This window comes from Micromonospora sp. NPDC048063 (genome assembly GCF_043202855.1).
GTDB lineage: Bacteria > Actinomycetota > Actinomycetes > Mycobacteriales > Micromonosporaceae > Micromonospora.
In genome coordinates this window covers 38,358-53,190 of record NZ_JBIDBG010000002.1, presented here as the reverse complement: position 1 = coordinate 53,190, position 14,833 = coordinate 38,358, and the positions used below count along the sequence as shown (strand labels likewise).

General features: G+C 76.3%; 12 protein-coding genes. 5 read left to right on the top strand and 7 right to left on the bottom strand.

Annotated elements, in window-relative coordinates:
* Nucleotides 1-110: 110 nt before the first annotated feature.
* The 5 genes from moeZ to ACGFZ2_RS04930 form a co-directional block, all read right to left on the bottom strand.
* Nucleotides 111-1,292: an adenylyltransferase/sulfurtransferase MoeZ gene (gene moeZ, locus ACGFZ2_RS04950; RefSeq protein WP_393450381.1), complete on the bottom strand. Its 1,182-nt coding sequence runs from the start codon at nt 1,290-1,292 to the stop codon at nt 111-113.
* Between the two features lie 109 nt (nt 1,293-1,401).
* Nucleotides 1,402-2,259, bottom strand: a complete 858-nt coding sequence (locus ACGFZ2_RS04945) for a DUF3152 domain-containing protein (protein WP_393450378.1) — start codon at nt 2,257-2,259, stop codon at nt 1,402-1,404.
* A gap of 119 nt (nt 2,260-2,378) precedes the next feature.
* Nucleotides 2,379-3,335, bottom strand: a complete 957-nt coding sequence (locus tag ACGFZ2_RS04940; protein ID WP_393450375.1) for a DUF3152 domain-containing protein — start codon at nt 3,333-3,335, stop codon at nt 2,379-2,381.
* Between the two features lie 5 nt (nt 3,336-3,340).
* Nucleotides 3,341-4,315, bottom strand: a complete 975-nt coding sequence (locus ACGFZ2_RS04935) for an alpha/beta fold hydrolase (RefSeq protein ID WP_393264903.1) — start codon at nt 4,313-4,315, stop codon at nt 3,341-3,343.
* A 146-nt stretch (nt 4,316-4,461) separates the two neighbouring features.
* Entirely contained in the window at nt 4,462-6,492 is a 2,031-nt protein-coding gene (locus ACGFZ2_RS04930) for a hypothetical protein (RefSeq protein ID WP_393451427.1), read from the bottom strand.
* 1,097 nt (nt 6,493-7,589) lie between these two features.
* Here ACGFZ2_RS04930 and ACGFZ2_RS04925 point away from each other — a divergent pair.
* Entirely contained in the window at nt 7,590-8,228 is a 639-nt protein-coding gene (locus ACGFZ2_RS04925) for a TetR/AcrR family transcriptional regulator (RefSeq protein ID WP_393264901.1), read from the top strand.
* 65 nt (nt 8,229-8,293) lie between these two features.
* The gene (locus ACGFZ2_RS04920; protein ID WP_350684773.1) at nt 8,294-8,521 is read left to right on the top strand and encodes a DUF3107 domain-containing protein; all 228 of its coding nucleotides are present in this window, start codon (nt 8,294-8,296) and stop codon (nt 8,519-8,521) included.
* 119 nt (nt 8,522-8,640) lie between these two features.
* Here ACGFZ2_RS04920 and ACGFZ2_RS04915 read toward each other — a convergent pair whose 3' ends face one another.
* A complete protein-coding gene (locus ACGFZ2_RS04915) occupies nt 8,641-9,339 on the bottom strand; it encodes a ferritin-like fold-containing protein (protein WP_393264899.1) in 699 nt (232 codons plus the stop codon).
* Nucleotides 9,340-9,655: 316 nt separating this feature from the next.
* Between ACGFZ2_RS04915 and ACGFZ2_RS04910 the strand changes: the two genes are divergently transcribed.
* The 3 genes from ACGFZ2_RS04910 to ACGFZ2_RS04900 all read left to right on the top strand — a co-directional run bounded on the left by ACGFZ2_RS04910 (nt 9,656) and on the right by ACGFZ2_RS04900 (nt 13,493).
* Nucleotides 9,656-11,314, top strand: a complete 1,659-nt coding sequence (locus ACGFZ2_RS04910) for a DEAD/DEAH box helicase (protein WP_393450372.1) — start codon at nt 9,656-9,658, stop codon at nt 11,312-11,314.
* Nucleotides 11,315-11,543: 229 nt separating this feature from the next.
* Nucleotides 11,544-12,716, top strand: coding sequence for a class I SAM-dependent methyltransferase (locus ACGFZ2_RS04905; protein ID WP_393264894.1), 1,173 nt, complete (start codon nt 11,544-11,546; stop codon nt 12,714-12,716).
* A gap of 360 nt (nt 12,717-13,076) precedes the next feature.
* Entirely contained in the window at nt 13,077-13,493 is a 417-nt protein-coding gene (locus tag ACGFZ2_RS04900) for a helix-turn-helix domain-containing protein (RefSeq protein ID WP_091627481.1), read from the top strand.
* Nucleotides 13,494-13,605: 112 nt separating this feature from the next.
* On the opposite strand, the gene ACGFZ2_RS04895 is transcribed toward ACGFZ2_RS04900, so the two are convergent.
* On the bottom strand, nt 13,606-14,634 hold the full coding sequence (locus tag ACGFZ2_RS04895; RefSeq protein WP_393450369.1) for a hypothetical protein: 1,029 nt from the start codon (nt 14,632-14,634) through the stop codon (nt 13,606-13,608).
* Nucleotides 14,635-14,833: the final 199 nt, after the last annotated feature.

The following is a 14,833-nucleotide window of genomic DNA, read 5'->3' as shown; positions in this document are numbered from 1 at the left end:
CGGGCAGCCACCGTCGACCGGCGCGACGTGCGGACCGGTCCGGTGTGCCGGGCTGGCGGCACGGCACAGAGGCCCTCCCGCGCGGGCGGAAGGGCCTCTGGTGCGACCGGTCAGTACGCGGGCAGTGACGGGTCGATCTGCTTGATCCAGGAGAGCACGCCGCCCTGCACGTGCACCGCGTCGCGGAACCCGGCCGCCTTGAGCGCGGCGAGCGCCTCCGCGGAGCGGACCCCGGACTTGCAGTGCAGCACAACCTGCCGGTCCTGCGGCAGCTTGGCCAGCGCCTCGCCGGAGATGATCTCGCCCTTGGGGATCAGCGTCGCGCCGGGGATCCGGACGATCTCGTACTCGGCCGGCTCGCGGACGTCGACGAGGAAGATGTCCTTGCCGGCGTCCTGCCATTCCTTGAGCTCCAGCGCGGTGATGGTCGAGTCGACCACCGCCTCCTGCGCCTCCACCGACACCGCGCCGCAGAAGTCCTCGTAGTCCTCCAGCAGGTCGGTGACCGTCGGGTTCTCGCCGCAGAGCACGCAGTTCGGGTCCTTGCGGACCTTGATCTTGCGGTAGCTCATCTCCAGGGCGTCGTAGACCATCAGCCGGCCGACCAGCGGCTCCCCGATGCCGGCGAGCAGCTTGATCGCCTCGTTGACCTGGATCGAGCCGATCGACGCGCAGAGCACGCCGAGCACCCCGCCCTCGGCGCAGGAGGGGACCATGCCGGGCGGCGGGGGCTCCGGGTAGAGGCAGCGGTAGCAGGGGCCGTGCTCGGCCCAGAACACCGACGCCTGGCCGTCGAAGCGGTAGATCGACCCCCAGACGTACGGCTTGCCGAGCAGCACCGCCGCGTCGTTGACCATGTAGCGGGTGGCGAAGTTGTCCGTGCCGTCGACGATCAGGTCATACCGGGAGAAGATGTCGCGGACGTTGTCCCGGTCCAGCGCGGTGTTGTGGATCTCCACGTCGACCAGCGGGTTGATCTCCCGGATCGACGCCGCGGCCGACTCGGCCTTGGAGCGGCCGATGTCGGAGACGCCGTGGATGATCTGGCGCTGGAGGTTGGACTCGTCGACGGTGTCGAAGTCGATGATGCCGAGGGTGCCGACGCCCGCGGCGGCCAGGTACATCAGGGCCGGCGAGCCGAGACCGCCGGCGCCGACGCAGAGCACCCGGGCGTTCTTCAGCCGCTTCTGCCCCTCGACCCCGACGTCCGGAATGATCAGGTGGCGCGAGTAGCGGCGGATCTCGTCAACGGTCAGCTCGGCGGCGGGCTCGACGAGCGGGGGCAACGACACGGTGGACTCCCCGGGATCGGCTGATGGCGAACCGAGCCATTGTCGCCCGTCGTGGGGCCGGTCGGCCATGAGGAGGGACACGTCGCCCGAACTGCGGGAGCGGGAATATTCAGATCCCGGGGACCAGCTTGCCTTCGTAGCGCGAGCCATCGACGTAGGGCCAGGCGTTGGCGACGCAGCCGTCCAGTCCGTACGTCTGCTGTTGCATCACCGGCGCCGGCTCGCCCGGGGCCGGGCAGGCCTGGTGTTCCTCGCCGAACTCGTGGCCCACCTCGTGGTTGACCACGTAGGCGCGGTAGATCTCCAGCGGCGCCCCGTAGTCCGGGACGGCCTCCAACCAGCGGGCGAGGTTGATGATCACCTGACCGGGGAGCCGGCAGGAGGTGTAGCCCTCAGTGCTCAGCCCGCCCTCCGCGCACATCCGCTCCGAGGTGTCCGGGGTGGCGAGGTAGACGGTGAAGTCGGCGTCGTCCGCCTCGGCCACCCGCTGCATTCGGAACTCCTCCGAGGCCGTCCAGCCGCGCGGGTCGCCCAGCACCTCGTCGACGGTGGCGGCGAAGGCGGCGACGTCCTGGCCGGTGCCCGACTCCACGGCCACCCGGTAGCGCCGGACCGGCCCGTCGGTGCCCCGCACCGGGGAGTCCCCGGTCGCGGCGACGAAGCTGCCCGTGCCCTCCCGCGGGTAGGGGGTGGGGGTGGGGCGCTGCTCGTGCTCGCCCGCCGCCGCCCCGTACGCCGCCCGGCCCGGGTCGCCCGTGGGCGGCTCGCCGGCCTGCCCGTCGGGCCGGGGGGCCAGCGTCACCACGGCGGCCGCCGCGAGCAGCAGGGCCAGACCGATCCCGAGGGCGCGCCGGTCCCGGAGCAGGGCCGGCAGGCGGCGGTCCCGGGACAGGGGTCGCGGGGTCGGCGACGGCGACGGACGGTGGGTCGGCGGACCAGGCGGGTCGCAAGGGGACGACGACGTCATGACCTGAGCGTCCCACGCCAATCCGGGCATTTCCGCGATTTTGCCGCGATTTTGGCTACAGCCAGTCCCGGCCGTCGACGACGGCGCCGGTGGTCGCTCCTCTGCCCCGTCGGCGGCGGCTAGAGCGGCGGCCCGGCGTAACGCCGACCGTCGCGGTACGGCCAGGGATTGGCGACGCAGCCGTTGAGGAAGAGCGTCTGCTGCATCATCACCGGCGCCGGGCGGCCCCTGCCCGGGCAGCGCTCGTGCCGGTGCCCCAACTGGTGCCCGACCTCGTGGTTCACCACGTACGTCCGGTAGACCGAGAGCGGTATGCGGGCGCTCACGTAGTGCGGCACCGACAGCCGCCAACGGTCCAGGTTGATGATCACCTTGCCGGGCGCCCGGCACGACGTGTACGGCCGCCCGCCCACCCGGATGTCGACCCCGCCCGCCGCGCACATCCGGCCCGCCGTGGCGGCGGTGGCCAGGTAGACCGTGAAGTCGTGCCGGGCGTCCGCGCGTACCTGCTGCAACCGCAGCCCGCCGTCGACCCAGCTCCCCGGCCCGGTGAGTGCCTCCTCGACGGCAGCCGCGAACTCGCCCGCGTCCTCGTCGGAGCCCGACTCCACGGCGACCCGGTAGCGGTGCAGCCTGCCGGCCTCCCCCTGCACCGGGCGCACCCGGTCGTCGTAGCCGAAGCTGCCCCGGCCCGCCGACGGCACCGGCCCGGGCAGCCGCAGCACCGGCGGCGGGGGCGTGGTGGCCGCGGCGGCGGGCGACGCCGGGACCGGCGAGGCGGACACCGGCGCGACCGCCGGCGCGGAGGCCAGTTCCTCGGCGGTGAGCACCTCCGCGTCGACGTCGGCACCCCGCCGGTCGGCGACCACCGCCACCGCCGCGCCGACCGCGAGGAGGAGTGCGACCAGCTCGACGAGGCGACGCCGGCGGGCCGGCCGGCGGTGCCGGGGACGGGACAGGTCGGGGCCCTGGGCGGCGGCCGGCGCCCGCCCTGTGGAGCGCCGACGCCCGCCGGCGGAGGCTGCGGCCCGCTGGCCCCGGGTCGGGGGCGGGGCGGGGCGGCGGGCGGAGGACATCCCGGTCAGCCTGCCATGTCGGACCGCTTCGCGGTGTCCCCCGTTTCGGCGAGCAGGCCCAGCACGGCACGGGCGACCAGGCGCGGCACCTCCAGTTGCGCCACGTGCCCGACGCCGTCGAGCATCAGCAGGCGGCTGTCCGGGACGACCCGCGCGGCCTGCGGCGCCACCCGGACGTCCACCAGCCGGTCGTGCCGCCCTCCGATGACCAGCGTGGGCGCCCGGACCACACCGGCCAGCCGCCACAGCGACCCCGACCCCGGCAGGTACGACCGCAGGAAACTGGAGACCAGGCCGCGGAACGTCCGGACGTACGCGGCGGCGTAGTGCTCGGCCTCGTAGCGCACCCGGATCTCCTCCAGCGCCTCCTGCCGGCGCTGCTCGCTGATCCGGCTCAGGTCGCCGATGCACGCCTCCATGACCTGCTGGGCCATCACCTCGGGGGCGAGCTTGGCCAGCTGCCGGGCGGCCAGGCGCTCGCCCCGGGGGATCGCCAGCAGCGGCAGCATCCGACCCTGCAACGAGCGCCGGAAGTCGAGGAACGGCAGAGCCGGCGAGATCAGGGTCAGGGTCCGGACCAGCTCCGGCCGCAGCCCCGCCACCTGCACCGAGATCGCCCCGCCCAACGAGTTCCCGAACAGGTGCACCGGCCCCCGGCCGGAGTGCTCGATCCAGCGGATCACCCGCTCCGTGAAGGCCGGGATGGTGTAGCGGCGCCCCGGCTCGCTGCGGCCGAACCCGGGCAGGTCGATGGCCTGCCCGTCGAGGCGGTCGGCGAGCAGGCCGGCCAGGTCGGTCCAGTTCTGCGACGAGCCGCCCAGGCCGTGCACGTAGAGCGCCGGCTCCGCGCCGGGAGCGGTGGCCGGGGTGTCCCGGACGTACGTCACGGTGCCGTCGAGGCGCACCTCGCGCCCCGGCCAGGGCGGCGGGACGGAGTGCTCGGGGAGGAGATGGTCCGGCCAGAGGGTGGCGGGCTTCATCGCTCCAGTCTGCCCGTGCCCGCGCCGCCCGGCAGCGCGTCGAACCCCGCCCGCGGCGCGCGGCAGCGTTCGGACCACGCCTGCGGCGCGCGGGCCGCGAGCCGCCCGCACCGCTCCCCCGGTGCGTCGGGACCACACCCCCGCGCTCAGGCCAGCAGCGCCTCGATCCGGCGGTTGACCGCGGACAGGGTGGCCCGGACGACCGCCTGCCGGGGATCGCCGGCGACCAGCGCGGAGCCGACGAGCTGCTCGACCCAGCCGTCGCAGACGAGCAGCACCACGACCGTGGCCACCTCGCAGTTGCCGAACGGCACCACCGCGGCGTGCTCCACGAAGCAGCGGCCCCGCTCCGGCCCGGGATCCCCGCCGCGGAGCAGCTCGTCCACCGCCGCCGCGGCGGCCACCGCGCAGAGCCGCAGCACGTACCCGTCGACCGCCGGTCCCGTCGAGTAGCCGGCGGCGCTCTCCCCGCCGGCGACGAGGCGCACCTCCACGGTGGCGTCGAGCCCGAAGGTGCTCACCTGGACGTGGTCGATCACCACCCGGGGACCGGCCGCGCCGCCGGTGTCCAACGGCCGGGACGGCGCGGACTCCGTCGTCGTCACCTGCCCGCCGGAGTACGACGTGCCGACGGTCGCCGGGCTGCCGGTGGGGGTTCCGGCCGGGGCGGCCGACACCGAGCCCGGCTCCTCCACGGTGGCCCGGCCCCGGTGCGGGGCGGCGGACTGCCGGCGCCGGCGCGGGGGCTCCGGCGCCGCCTCGGGGCGCTGCTCGGCGCGGGCCTGCGGGGCCTCGGTCGGGCTGCCGGCCGCGCGGCTGCCGGGCACCCGGGTCTCGGCGGCCGGCGGCTCGGCGCTCCGCGGCCCGGCGGAGCCGGGCGACCTGGTCTCGGCGGCGCGCGGCTCGGCCGACCGGCGGCGTACCGGCGGGGCCGGGGCGGCCGGCATGCCGGGCACGTTCCGCGGGGCGGCGGCGAGCCCCATCCGCTCCTGGAGCAGGCGGGCGACCTGCCGGCTCACCTCGGCCGGGTCGGCCCCGTCGGCCAGGTCGAGCCGCAGGCTGTGCGCGCCGGCCGGGGTGCGGCGCAGGGCCGCGTCGCGGACGCCGGCCACCCCGCGTACGGCGTCGAGGATCGCGTTGACGTCGAAGCCCTCCGGCCGCTCCCGCAGCGGTGCGGGCTCGTCGTCACGGCGCAGATGGGTGGCGATGCGGGCGAGTTCCGGGGTTTCGGCGGGTGGCTCCACGGCTGGCGGCTCCGGCACGACGGGCACGTCCGGTTCGGCGGGGACGCGCTGCGGCAACACCGCCAACGGGCGGTCCGGGAGCCGGTCGTCGCCGGCCGGCTCGGCCGTCGACGCCGGTTCGGGGGCGGATCGGCGGGCCGCGTAGGGAGGTGCGCTCGTCGGAGCGGGCGCGGACGGGGTGCGGTCACGTCGCCCGGGCCCGCTCGCGGCGGCGGGACCGGAGGCGACCTGCGGGCCGACCGACGCCTCCGGCGGCACCGGGGGCGGCTCCTCGCTCACCGACCGGAGCCGGAACGGCCGGACCGCGGCCTCGTCCCCGGCCGGCGCAGGAGTGGTGCCCTCCGCCGTGCCGGCCAGGTCGTAGGCAGCCGGGGGCGCGCTCGCGGGCGCGCCGGACGGCCCCCCGCCCGCCCAGGCGGGTCGCTCGGCCGGGACCGGGACGGACCGGTCGGTCGCGGGCGACGCCGCCCGCCCGGCGGGATCGGCCGGCGGCTCGTACGCCGGGCGCGGCGCGGACTCGGTTCGGCCGACCTCGTAGGGGCGGCCCGGCTCGGCGCGCGGCGGCTCGTAGGGTCGGTGCGGCTCGGCGGTCCAGCCCGACGCCCGGTCCTCCCGGGACCGGCGGCCCACGGGCTCGTCCTCCTCGCGCGCCCGGCGGCCGACCGGCTCGTCCTCCGCCCGGGACCGGCGGCCGGTGGTGGCGGGCTCGTCCCAGGCCCGGCGGCCGGCCGGCTCGCCTTCCTCACGGGACCAGGGGGGCGCCCAGCCACCGCCCCAGCTCGGCCGGTTCCAGTTCGGGCCGGACCAGTCCGGCTCGGTCGCCGGTGGCCATTCGGCGGCGGGTGCGTGGGGGTCGCCCGGTTCCCGGCCGGCACCGGGCCCACGGTCGGCGCCCGGCGCGTGCTCCGCGGCCACCTGCCCGACGCCCGGCACGCGGTCGCCGGTGGCACCCGAGGTGCCGGCCTGCCCGGCGGGGGCCGGCGCGGGGTCCTGCCCGGCGACCGGGCCACGGTCGGGGTCGGAGCCGTGCTCCTGCCGGAAGGCGCGCTCCGCGCCGAGCGCGCGGTCTACGCCGGAGAGCCGGTCGCCGGTCACCGGCCGGTCGCCCGCCGACGCCTCGGGCGCGGACGGGCGCTCGCCGGCCGGCGGGAACGGGCGGGGGGCCGGGGACGGCGGCTCCGGCGGGAACGGGTCGACCCAGCCGGGGGCACCGGCGGCCGGGGAGGGCTCCTCGGTGGCGGAACGGTCGACGGTCGGCGCGTGGAAGCCGGGCGGCACCTCGAAGCCGCTGGCCGCCGTGCCGACGGGCGGCACCTGCGTGGCCGGCGGGGCCGAGGTCGGCAGGCCGGGGTCGGCCCAGCGCGGCTGGCGGCCGGCCGACGGGTCCGCGGAGGAGTGCCGGGCGGGGCCCGACTCGGGCTCGGCGAGCCCGGGCTGCGGGACCGACGGCTGCTCGGCCGCGGGCGCCGGCCGCTGCGCGGGCACCACCAGCCGGTCGCCGCCCGGGTCGCGGCGCTGCTCGCCGAGGATGCCGGGCGGGGCGCTCACCGGGGCCTGGCGGCCGACCGGCGAGTCGTCGGCGTGGCTGACGCCGTTGACGTGGTGACCGTTGGCCCGGGCCGGCGGCTCGGCTGCGGCCGGCGGACCGGGCAGCGGCGACGGCAGGTCGCCGTGCCGGGGTGAGGAGGCGGCCCAGCCGAGACCCGGGTCGGGCGGGCCCCACGCCGAGGCCTGCTCGCGGGCCCCGGAGATCTCCTCGCCCCGGGACCATCCGGCCGCCGAGGGCGCCCACCCGCTGCCGGCCCGGCCCAGGTCGTCCTGCTGACCCGTCCCGTCGCCGTGCTCTCCCGGGGTGGCGGCACCGGGTTGCCCTGTTTCACTCACCGCGCGCTCCTTGGTCGCCCCCGCTGAGGCTACCGTGTGGTGACAGTGGCGATAAGTTACAGCGGCGGGCCAATTCCGCGACGGGCCATGAGCCCAGACCGGTTCGGGTGAAATGCCGGCTCGTACGAAGAAACTCGGAGGTTCCCATGACCGCTGTGGGGAACGGTGCACAGACAGCCGGCCGGCCCACCCGCCTGCCCCGTTCGGCGCGCCGCAAGCAACTGCTCGCCGCCGCTCAGGAGGTGTTCGTCGCCCAGGGCTACCACGCGGCGGCGATGGACGACATCGCCGAACGGGCGGGAGTCTCCAAGCCCGTGCTCTACCAGCACTTCCCCGGCAAGATGGACCTCTACCTCGCGCTGCTGGACACGCACTGCGACGCGATCCTCGCGAAGGTCGACGAGGCCATGCGCGGCACCAACGACAACAAGGAGCGGGTCGGCGCGTCGGTGCGCGCGTACTTCGACTTCGTCGACCACGAGAGCGAGGCGTTCCGCCTCGTCTTCGAGTCCGACCTGCGCAACGACCCGGCGGTGCGGCAGCGCGTCGAGCGGGTCGAGCAGGGCTGCATCGCGGCCATCACCGACACCATCATCTCCGACACCGGGATCAGCCGGGCACACGCCGAGCTGCTCGCCTCGGGCCTGGTCGGCGCGGCCGAGACCGCCGCGCAGTTCTGGCTGGCCCGCGGCCGGCAGCTGCCCAAGGCCGAGGCCGAGGCTCTGGTCGCCGCGCTCTCCTGGCGGGGCATCGCCAGCTTCCCGCTGCAAGGTGAGTCAGCCTGAGCATCGGGGCGCGAGATCGGATAGCCTTCCCCTCGGCGGCTCTTTCGCCCGAACGAGGAGGCACTGTGGAGGTCAAGATCGGCGTGCAGTACGCGCCCCGCGAGCTGGTGCTGGAGAGCGCGCAGTCGCCGGCCGAGATCGAGCAGATCGTGACCGACGCCATGACCAAGGACGAGGGCACCCTCTCCCTGACCGACGAGAAGGGCCGGCGGGTGATCGTGCCGGTCAACAAGGTCGCCTACGTCGAGATCGCCGAGGCGTCGCCGCGGGCGGTCGGTTTCACCGTCCGCTGACCCGGTCGGCAGCCCGCGACGGGTGACGGCGTCGCCCGTCGCGGACCCCGCCCACCGGCCCGGCACGCCGACTCGTCCGGCACTCCGTGTGCCGGTGCGTCAGTCGTCGGGCCCGCACGTCAGTTGTTCAGCCCGGCGGCGGCCATCCGCGTGGTGTGCGCGGCGGTCAGCCGCCGGAACAATCCCTGCACGTCCACCCCGTCGCTGCCCGCGATGAGGGCGGTCAGCGTGCCCCGGTCGGCGGCGACCCGACCGGCCTGCGACAGGGCCTCCCCGACCAGCCGCCGCGCCCACATCGAGAGCCGGCCGGCCACCTTCGGGTCGGCCGCGATGGCGGCCCGGATCTCGGCGACGGCGAAGTCGGCGTACGCGGAGTCGTGCACCACGTCGAGGACGAGCCGGCGGTCCGGCTCGGCCAGGGCCGCGGCGATCTCCCGGATGAAGTCGTCGGTGATGGCGTCGCCCACGTACGCCTTGGTCACCGCCTCCGCCCAGTCCCGCGGCTCGGTCGAGTCGTGGTACGCCTGCAGCGGCGCGACGTACGGCGCCATCGCGTCGTCGGGGAGCACGCCGAGCGCGGCGAGCCGGTCGGCCAACCGACGGTAGTTGCCGATCTCGGCGGCGGCCATCTCGCTCAGGGCCGCCCGGCGGCGCAGGTCGGGGGCGAGCCGGGCGTCGACGGCCATCCGCTCGAAGGCGAGCAGTTCGCCGAACGCGACCAGGCCGAGCAGATCCGGGACGGCAGGGTCGGGCGGGTCCGGAACGGCAGGGCCGGGCAGGTCAGGGACGGCAGGGCCGGTCTGGTCGGGGTCAGGCACGAGCGCAGGCTACCGCCCGCCCGCACCCGCCGGGGGGAGTGGCGCAGGTCACACCCGGCGCCCCCGCGCCCGCCACCTGCGCCAGGAATCAGGACGACCGGCGTGCTGTTCAGGTAACATGGAGCAGTTGCCGTGGGCGCCGAGCTGGCCAGGCCGGTCCAACAGACCGGTCGGTCCGATCGAAGTCCGACTCCACGGCGCGCGTGCGGCCCGGTCCGGCCAGGCATTCTGCCGCCGACCGTGTGGCCCGCGCCACACCGATCGCGCCCTGAGGACATGACGGGGCGCACCCACGAGAGGGCACCCCCAAATCCATATGAGCGAGCTGACCCAAGAACTCATGGACGGCCAGGAGCTGGCCGCCACCGCTCCGGTGCGTCCGGAGGCACCCACCTTCGCCGAGCTGGGCGCGCGTCAGGAGACCGTCGACGCGCTGGCCGCGGCCGGCATCACCCGCGCGTTCGCCATCCAGGAGTACGCGCTCCCGATCGCGCTGCGCGGCACCGACCTGATCGGCCAGGCGCCCACCGGCACCGGCAAGACCCTCGGCTTCGGCGTACCGCTGCTGGAGCGCGTCTTCGCGCCCGAGGAGGGCGGCGACGGCGTGCCGCAGGCGCTGGTCGTCGTGCCCACCCGCGAGCTGGGCATCCAGGTCGCCAAGGACCTCGCCGCCGCGGCCCGGACGCGGGGCGTCCGGGTGCTGCCGATCTACGGCGGCGTGGCTTACGAGCCGCAGGTCGACGCGCTGCGCAAGGGTGTGGAGATCCTGGTCGGCACCCCCGGCCGCCTGCTGGACCTGGCCAAGCAGAAGCACCTGCGCCTGGACCGGGTGCACGCGCTGGTCCTCGACGAGGCCGACCGGATGCTCGACCTGGGCTTCCTCGACGACGTCGAGCGGATCCTCGCGATGCTGCCGGAGGACCGGCAGACGATGCTCTTCTCGGCGACCATGCCCGACCCGATCGTCACCCTCTCCCGGCGCTTCCTGCGCCACCCGGTGACGATCCACGCGGGCCACACCGCCGAGACGGGGCCGTCGCCGCAGACCGAGCAGCTGGCCTACCGCACCCACTCGATGAACAAGATCGAGATCGTGGCCCGCATCCTGCAGGCCGAGGGTCGCGGGCTGACCATGATCTTCACCCGCACCAAGCGGGCCGCCGACCGGGTCGCCGAGGACCTCGACTTCCGGGGCTTCGCCGTCGCCGCCGTGCACGGCGACCTCGGGCAGGGCGCGCGCGAGCGGGCACTGCGGGCGTTCCGGGCGGGCAAGATCGACACCCTGGTCGCCACCGACGTCGCCGCCCGGGGCATCGACGTCAGCGGTGTCACGCACGTGATCAACTACGACTGCCCCGAGGACCAGGACACCTACACCCACCGGATCGGTCGCACCGGCCGGGCCGGGGCGAGCGGCGTCGCGGTGACCTTCGTCGACTGGGACGACATGCCCCGCTGGCGGATCATCGACAAGACGCTGGGCCTGGAGATGCCGGAGCCGCCGGAGACGTACCACACGTCCCCGCACCTCTACACCGACCTGCACATCTCCACCGAGATCACCGGCACCCTGCCGACGGCCGAGCGCACCCGCGCCGGCCTGGCGGCCGAGGTGGAGGAAGACCTGGGCGGTGGCCGGTCCCGCCGGGGCGAGGGCCGGGGCTCCCGGCGCGGCGACGGTCGCGGTCGCGGCGAGCGCCGCCAGGGCCACGCCACCGGGGAGACCGGCGGGCCGGGCGCCGACGCGCCGGCCGAGGCCGCCGAGGAAGGCACCCGCACCCCGCGTCGCCGCCGGCGTCGCCGCGCCGGCGAGACCGTCTCGGGCGAGCCGACCGCGGTGATCACCACCGAGGCCGCCGCCGCCCCCGCCCCCGCCCCCGCCGCGGGCGAGGCCCCGAAGCCGCGCCGCCGCCGGCGCCGTCGTGGTGGCGGTGGCTCCGCCGCCGGTACGCCGGCCGAGGCGACCGCCGACTGACCCGAGCACGACACCCGACATCCCCGTACCGTTCCCCGGTGCGGGGATGTCGCCGTCGTGACCGGATGAAGGCCCGCGCGACCGGACGACCGAACGCGACCGGCCCCCACCCGCCCACCGCACCACCGCGCGTGGTCGGGGCGCACGCGGCGCGTCCGCGGGAGCGCAGCGTGCCCGAGAGGGTCGGGCCGCCCGGCGGTGCGCCGCCGACGACGAGGAAGATGGAGCAATGCCCGAACCGCTGGATGCCGCCCTGACCGAGGTTCGGGCGCTGTTGCTCGACCCCGCGCTGACGCGGGCGGTGGCCGCCGGACGCCGGCGCGGGCACCGCCCCTCGATGGTCCGCGCCGAACTGCGGCCGGTCGCGCTGAAGGCCGGTCCCCGGCTGCAGATCTCCACCTCCGACGGCTCCCGGCCGTACACCCGCAACGTCGCCCCCGGCCCGGAGGCGGACGCGGCGGTGGACGCGCTGCTGGCCGAGCCGTTCGGCAACTGGCACGTGGAGACCGCCGACGCGACGCTGCAACTGCGGGTGACCAAGTCGGGCGAGGCGCAGGTGCACCGGGCCGCCGCGGCCCGGCCGGTCGCCGAGCCGGGCGGGCACGACCGGGCGAAGGAGTACCTGCTCGACCCGGGCGACCCGATCTTCGCGGAGATCGGGGGCTCGGCGGCCAAACGCCGACAGGTCGACGCGTTCCTGCGGGCGCTGGCGGCGACCCTCCCCGACGACCTGACCGGGCCGCTACGCGTCGTCGACCTGGGGTGCGGCAACGCGTACCTGACCTTCGCCGCGTACCGGTGGCTGGCGCGGCGGGGGCTCGACGTCGAGCTGGTCGGCGTGGACGTCCGGGAGGACCAGCGCCGCCGCAACACCGAGCTGGCCGAGCGGCTCGGCTGGGCCGAGCGGGTCAGCTTCGTGGCCGGCACGATCGCCGACGCCGTCGTGGAGCCCGCCCCCGACCTGGTGCTGGCGCTGCACGCCTGCGACACCGCCACCGACGAGGCGCTGGCTCGGGCGGTGCGCTGGCGGGCCCGCTGGGTGCTCGCCGCGCCGTGCTGCCACCACGACGTCGCCGCCCAGCTGCGCGCCAGGCCGGCCCCCGCGCCGTACGACCTGCTGACCCGGCAGGGCATCCTGCGCGAGCGCTTCGCGGACGTCCTCACCGACGCGCTGCGGGCCGGGCTGCTCCGGCTGCACGGCTACCGGGCCGAGGTGGTGGAGTTCGTCGACTCCCGACACACCCCGCGCAACCTGCTCATCCGGGCCCGGCGCACCGGCACCGCCCCGACGGACGGCCAGCGGGCGGAGTACCGGGACCTGGTCGGCCAGTGGGACGTCACCCCACGGCTGGCGACGCTGCTCCCCGCAACCACCCCGGACGCCGGCGCCGCACCGCGCTAGCGCGATCGCCCGACGCCGGCCCGGCACCGCGCCGGCGCGGCCGATCGCGGCCCGGACGCCGACCGTCACCGCGCCGGCGCCGCTGTTCGCGGCCCCTCGTCGCGTGGCGTCCTCGGCCAACGCCGTCGCCCGCCGCCCCGATCCCGCGCGGGCGCGCCGGTGCCGCGGCGCCCCAGCCGCTCACAGATTGGTTGAGAAGCGACAACCATCGCTCGGTCCCGGGTGATTCGCGTCATTGTTCCGGCGAAAAAGTCCCGCCCACGGGACGGTCTGGTCGGTCAGTCAATTGTTTCCATACCTTTTCGTACTACCCTCGGAGGCGCACCGCCGGGTGCCGGTCGGGAGGGAAGACCCGCAGGGATGGGTTCGGTAGAGGTATCGCCGCAGATGGCCTTCGCCCGCTTCGTGCGGCGCGCCATCGACGACGCCCGCGAGGAACGCGGGTGGACCGTGACGGACCTGGCGTCCCACACCGGCGTCGGTCGCTCCACCGTGTTCCGCTGGCTCGCCGGGGACTGGCAGGACTACCCCGAGCTCGCCAAGGTGCGGGGTTTCTGCGCCGCGCTGGACCTGCCGGTCGCGGCCGCGTTCCGCGCGCTCGGCCTGCCCGACGCCGGCCCGGCGCCCCGTCGACGCGTCGACGACGGCCCGGTCGAGGCGGACGTCCGGGTGATCCTGCAACGGCTGGCCGACCCGACCGTACCGGCCGAGGAGAAGCACCACATCCGCGACCTGCTGCGCTACCTGGCCCGCCGCCCGATCCGGCGCGCCGGCTGAGCCGCCACCCGCACCACCGCCACCCGCAGCGCGGGCCGAGGCACCACCCGCAGTGCCAGCGGCGATGGCGACCGCGCGGCCGGCGGCCACGGTGGGGCCGGCCGCCGGAGGATCAGGGCACGGTCAGGGTGAACTCGGCGGTCCGCACCACGCCGCCGACCTGGAAGTCGAGGTAGAGCCGGTACCGGCCCGGGCCGGGCGTGGTCACCCAGAACGTCACCGCCCCGTCGACCGTCTGCGGCTCCGGGTGGACGTGCAGGTAACCCAGGTCGCCCTCGCGCAACGCGACCAGGTGGCCGTACGCGCCGAGGTAGCGCTCCAGCGTCGGGGTGCCGCCGGCGGCCGAGCCGAAGCGGAAGGTCAGCGGGACGGTCAGACCCGCCTGCGGTGTGCCCTGGTAGCCGACGGTGAACCCGTCGACCGTGGCCGAGGTGGCCGGCGCCGGCAACGGCAGCGGCTGGTAGCCGCCGGGCGCGACCAGGTCCACCCCGAGCGTCACCGCCGTCTGCCGGCCGTCGTCGGCGAGCGCGGTGAAGTCGGCGTACGCGCGCCAGACGCCCGGCTGCGGCAGGGTCAGCGGCACCGACCACGTGCCGTCGGCGGCCATGGTCGGGTGCAGGTGCTGATAGCCGGTCAGGTCGCGGCGCACCACGATCAGGTGCATCGGCTTGTCGTGCACGACGGCGAACCGCGTCACCGGGCGGCGCTGCGCGTCGCGCACCTGGAAGCGCAGCTCGCCCGGCCGGCCGGCGGTGAACGACGACGCCACGGGGGCGAGCGTGTAGCCGGCCGAGGTGACCGAGAGTCCCGCCGCCTCCGCCGCCGCGCCCTGGTCGGCGCCGTGCTCGTGCGCGCCCGTCCCGGGGGCGTGGGCGTGATCGGCCAGGGCGCTGTCCCGCCCCGCCGACCCTGCCGGGCCACCGCCGTTGAGCCGGCCGAGACCGAAGCCGAGCAGCACCGCGAGCACCAGGCCGCCGACGACCAGCGCCAGCCGGAGCGTGCTCCGGTCCGGCACGGCCGACACCTGCTCCGGCCCGACCGGGGACTGGTCCGGCCCGGCCGGGGACTGGTCCGGCCCGGCCGACACCTGGTCCGGCCCGGCCGGGGACTGGTCCGGCACCGCCGAGGTCTGCTCACGCACCGTCGATCCCTGGTCCGGCACGGCCGACGCCCGGTCAGGCACCGCCGCCGTCCCGCTCACGCCCGGGCTGCTGATCGGTCATGCCGCTCACGCTACCCTCCGTCACGGTCGCGCCGCCCCGGCGGCGACTCGGCGTGGCGGCGGTCGCAATCCCGCCCGCCCGGGAACTTCCCCGCCCGGTCTGCGACACGGACGCGCG

What these genes read in the sequence shown, in the direction of transcription:
- ACGFZ2_RS04905 (WP_393264894.1), top strand. Translation starts at nt 11,544, where the DNA reads ATGCCCGAACCGCTGGATGCCGCCCTGACCGAGGTTCGGGCGCTGTTG.
- ACGFZ2_RS04945 (WP_393450378.1), bottom strand. Translation starts at nt 2,259, where the DNA reads ATGACGTCGTCGTCCCCTTGCGACCCGCCTGGTCCGCCGACCCACCGT.
- ACGFZ2_RS04935 (WP_393264903.1), bottom strand. Translation starts at nt 4,315, where the DNA reads ATGAAGCCCGCCACCCTCTGGCCGGACCATCTCCTCCCCGAGCACTCC.
- ACGFZ2_RS04900 (WP_091627481.1), top strand. Translation starts at nt 13,077, where the DNA reads ATGGGTTCGGTAGAGGTATCGCCGCAGATGGCCTTCGCCCGCTTCGTG.
- ACGFZ2_RS04925 (WP_393264901.1), top strand. Translation starts at nt 7,590, where the DNA reads ATGACCGCTGTGGGGAACGGTGCACAGACAGCCGGCCGGCCCACCCGC.
- ACGFZ2_RS04910 (WP_393450372.1), top strand. Translation starts at nt 9,656, where the DNA reads ATGAGCGAGCTGACCCAAGAACTCATGGACGGCCAGGAGCTGGCCGCC.
- ACGFZ2_RS04940 (WP_393450375.1), bottom strand. Translation starts at nt 3,335, where the DNA reads ATGTCCTCCGCCCGCCGCCCCGCCCCGCCCCCGACCCGGGGCCAGCGG.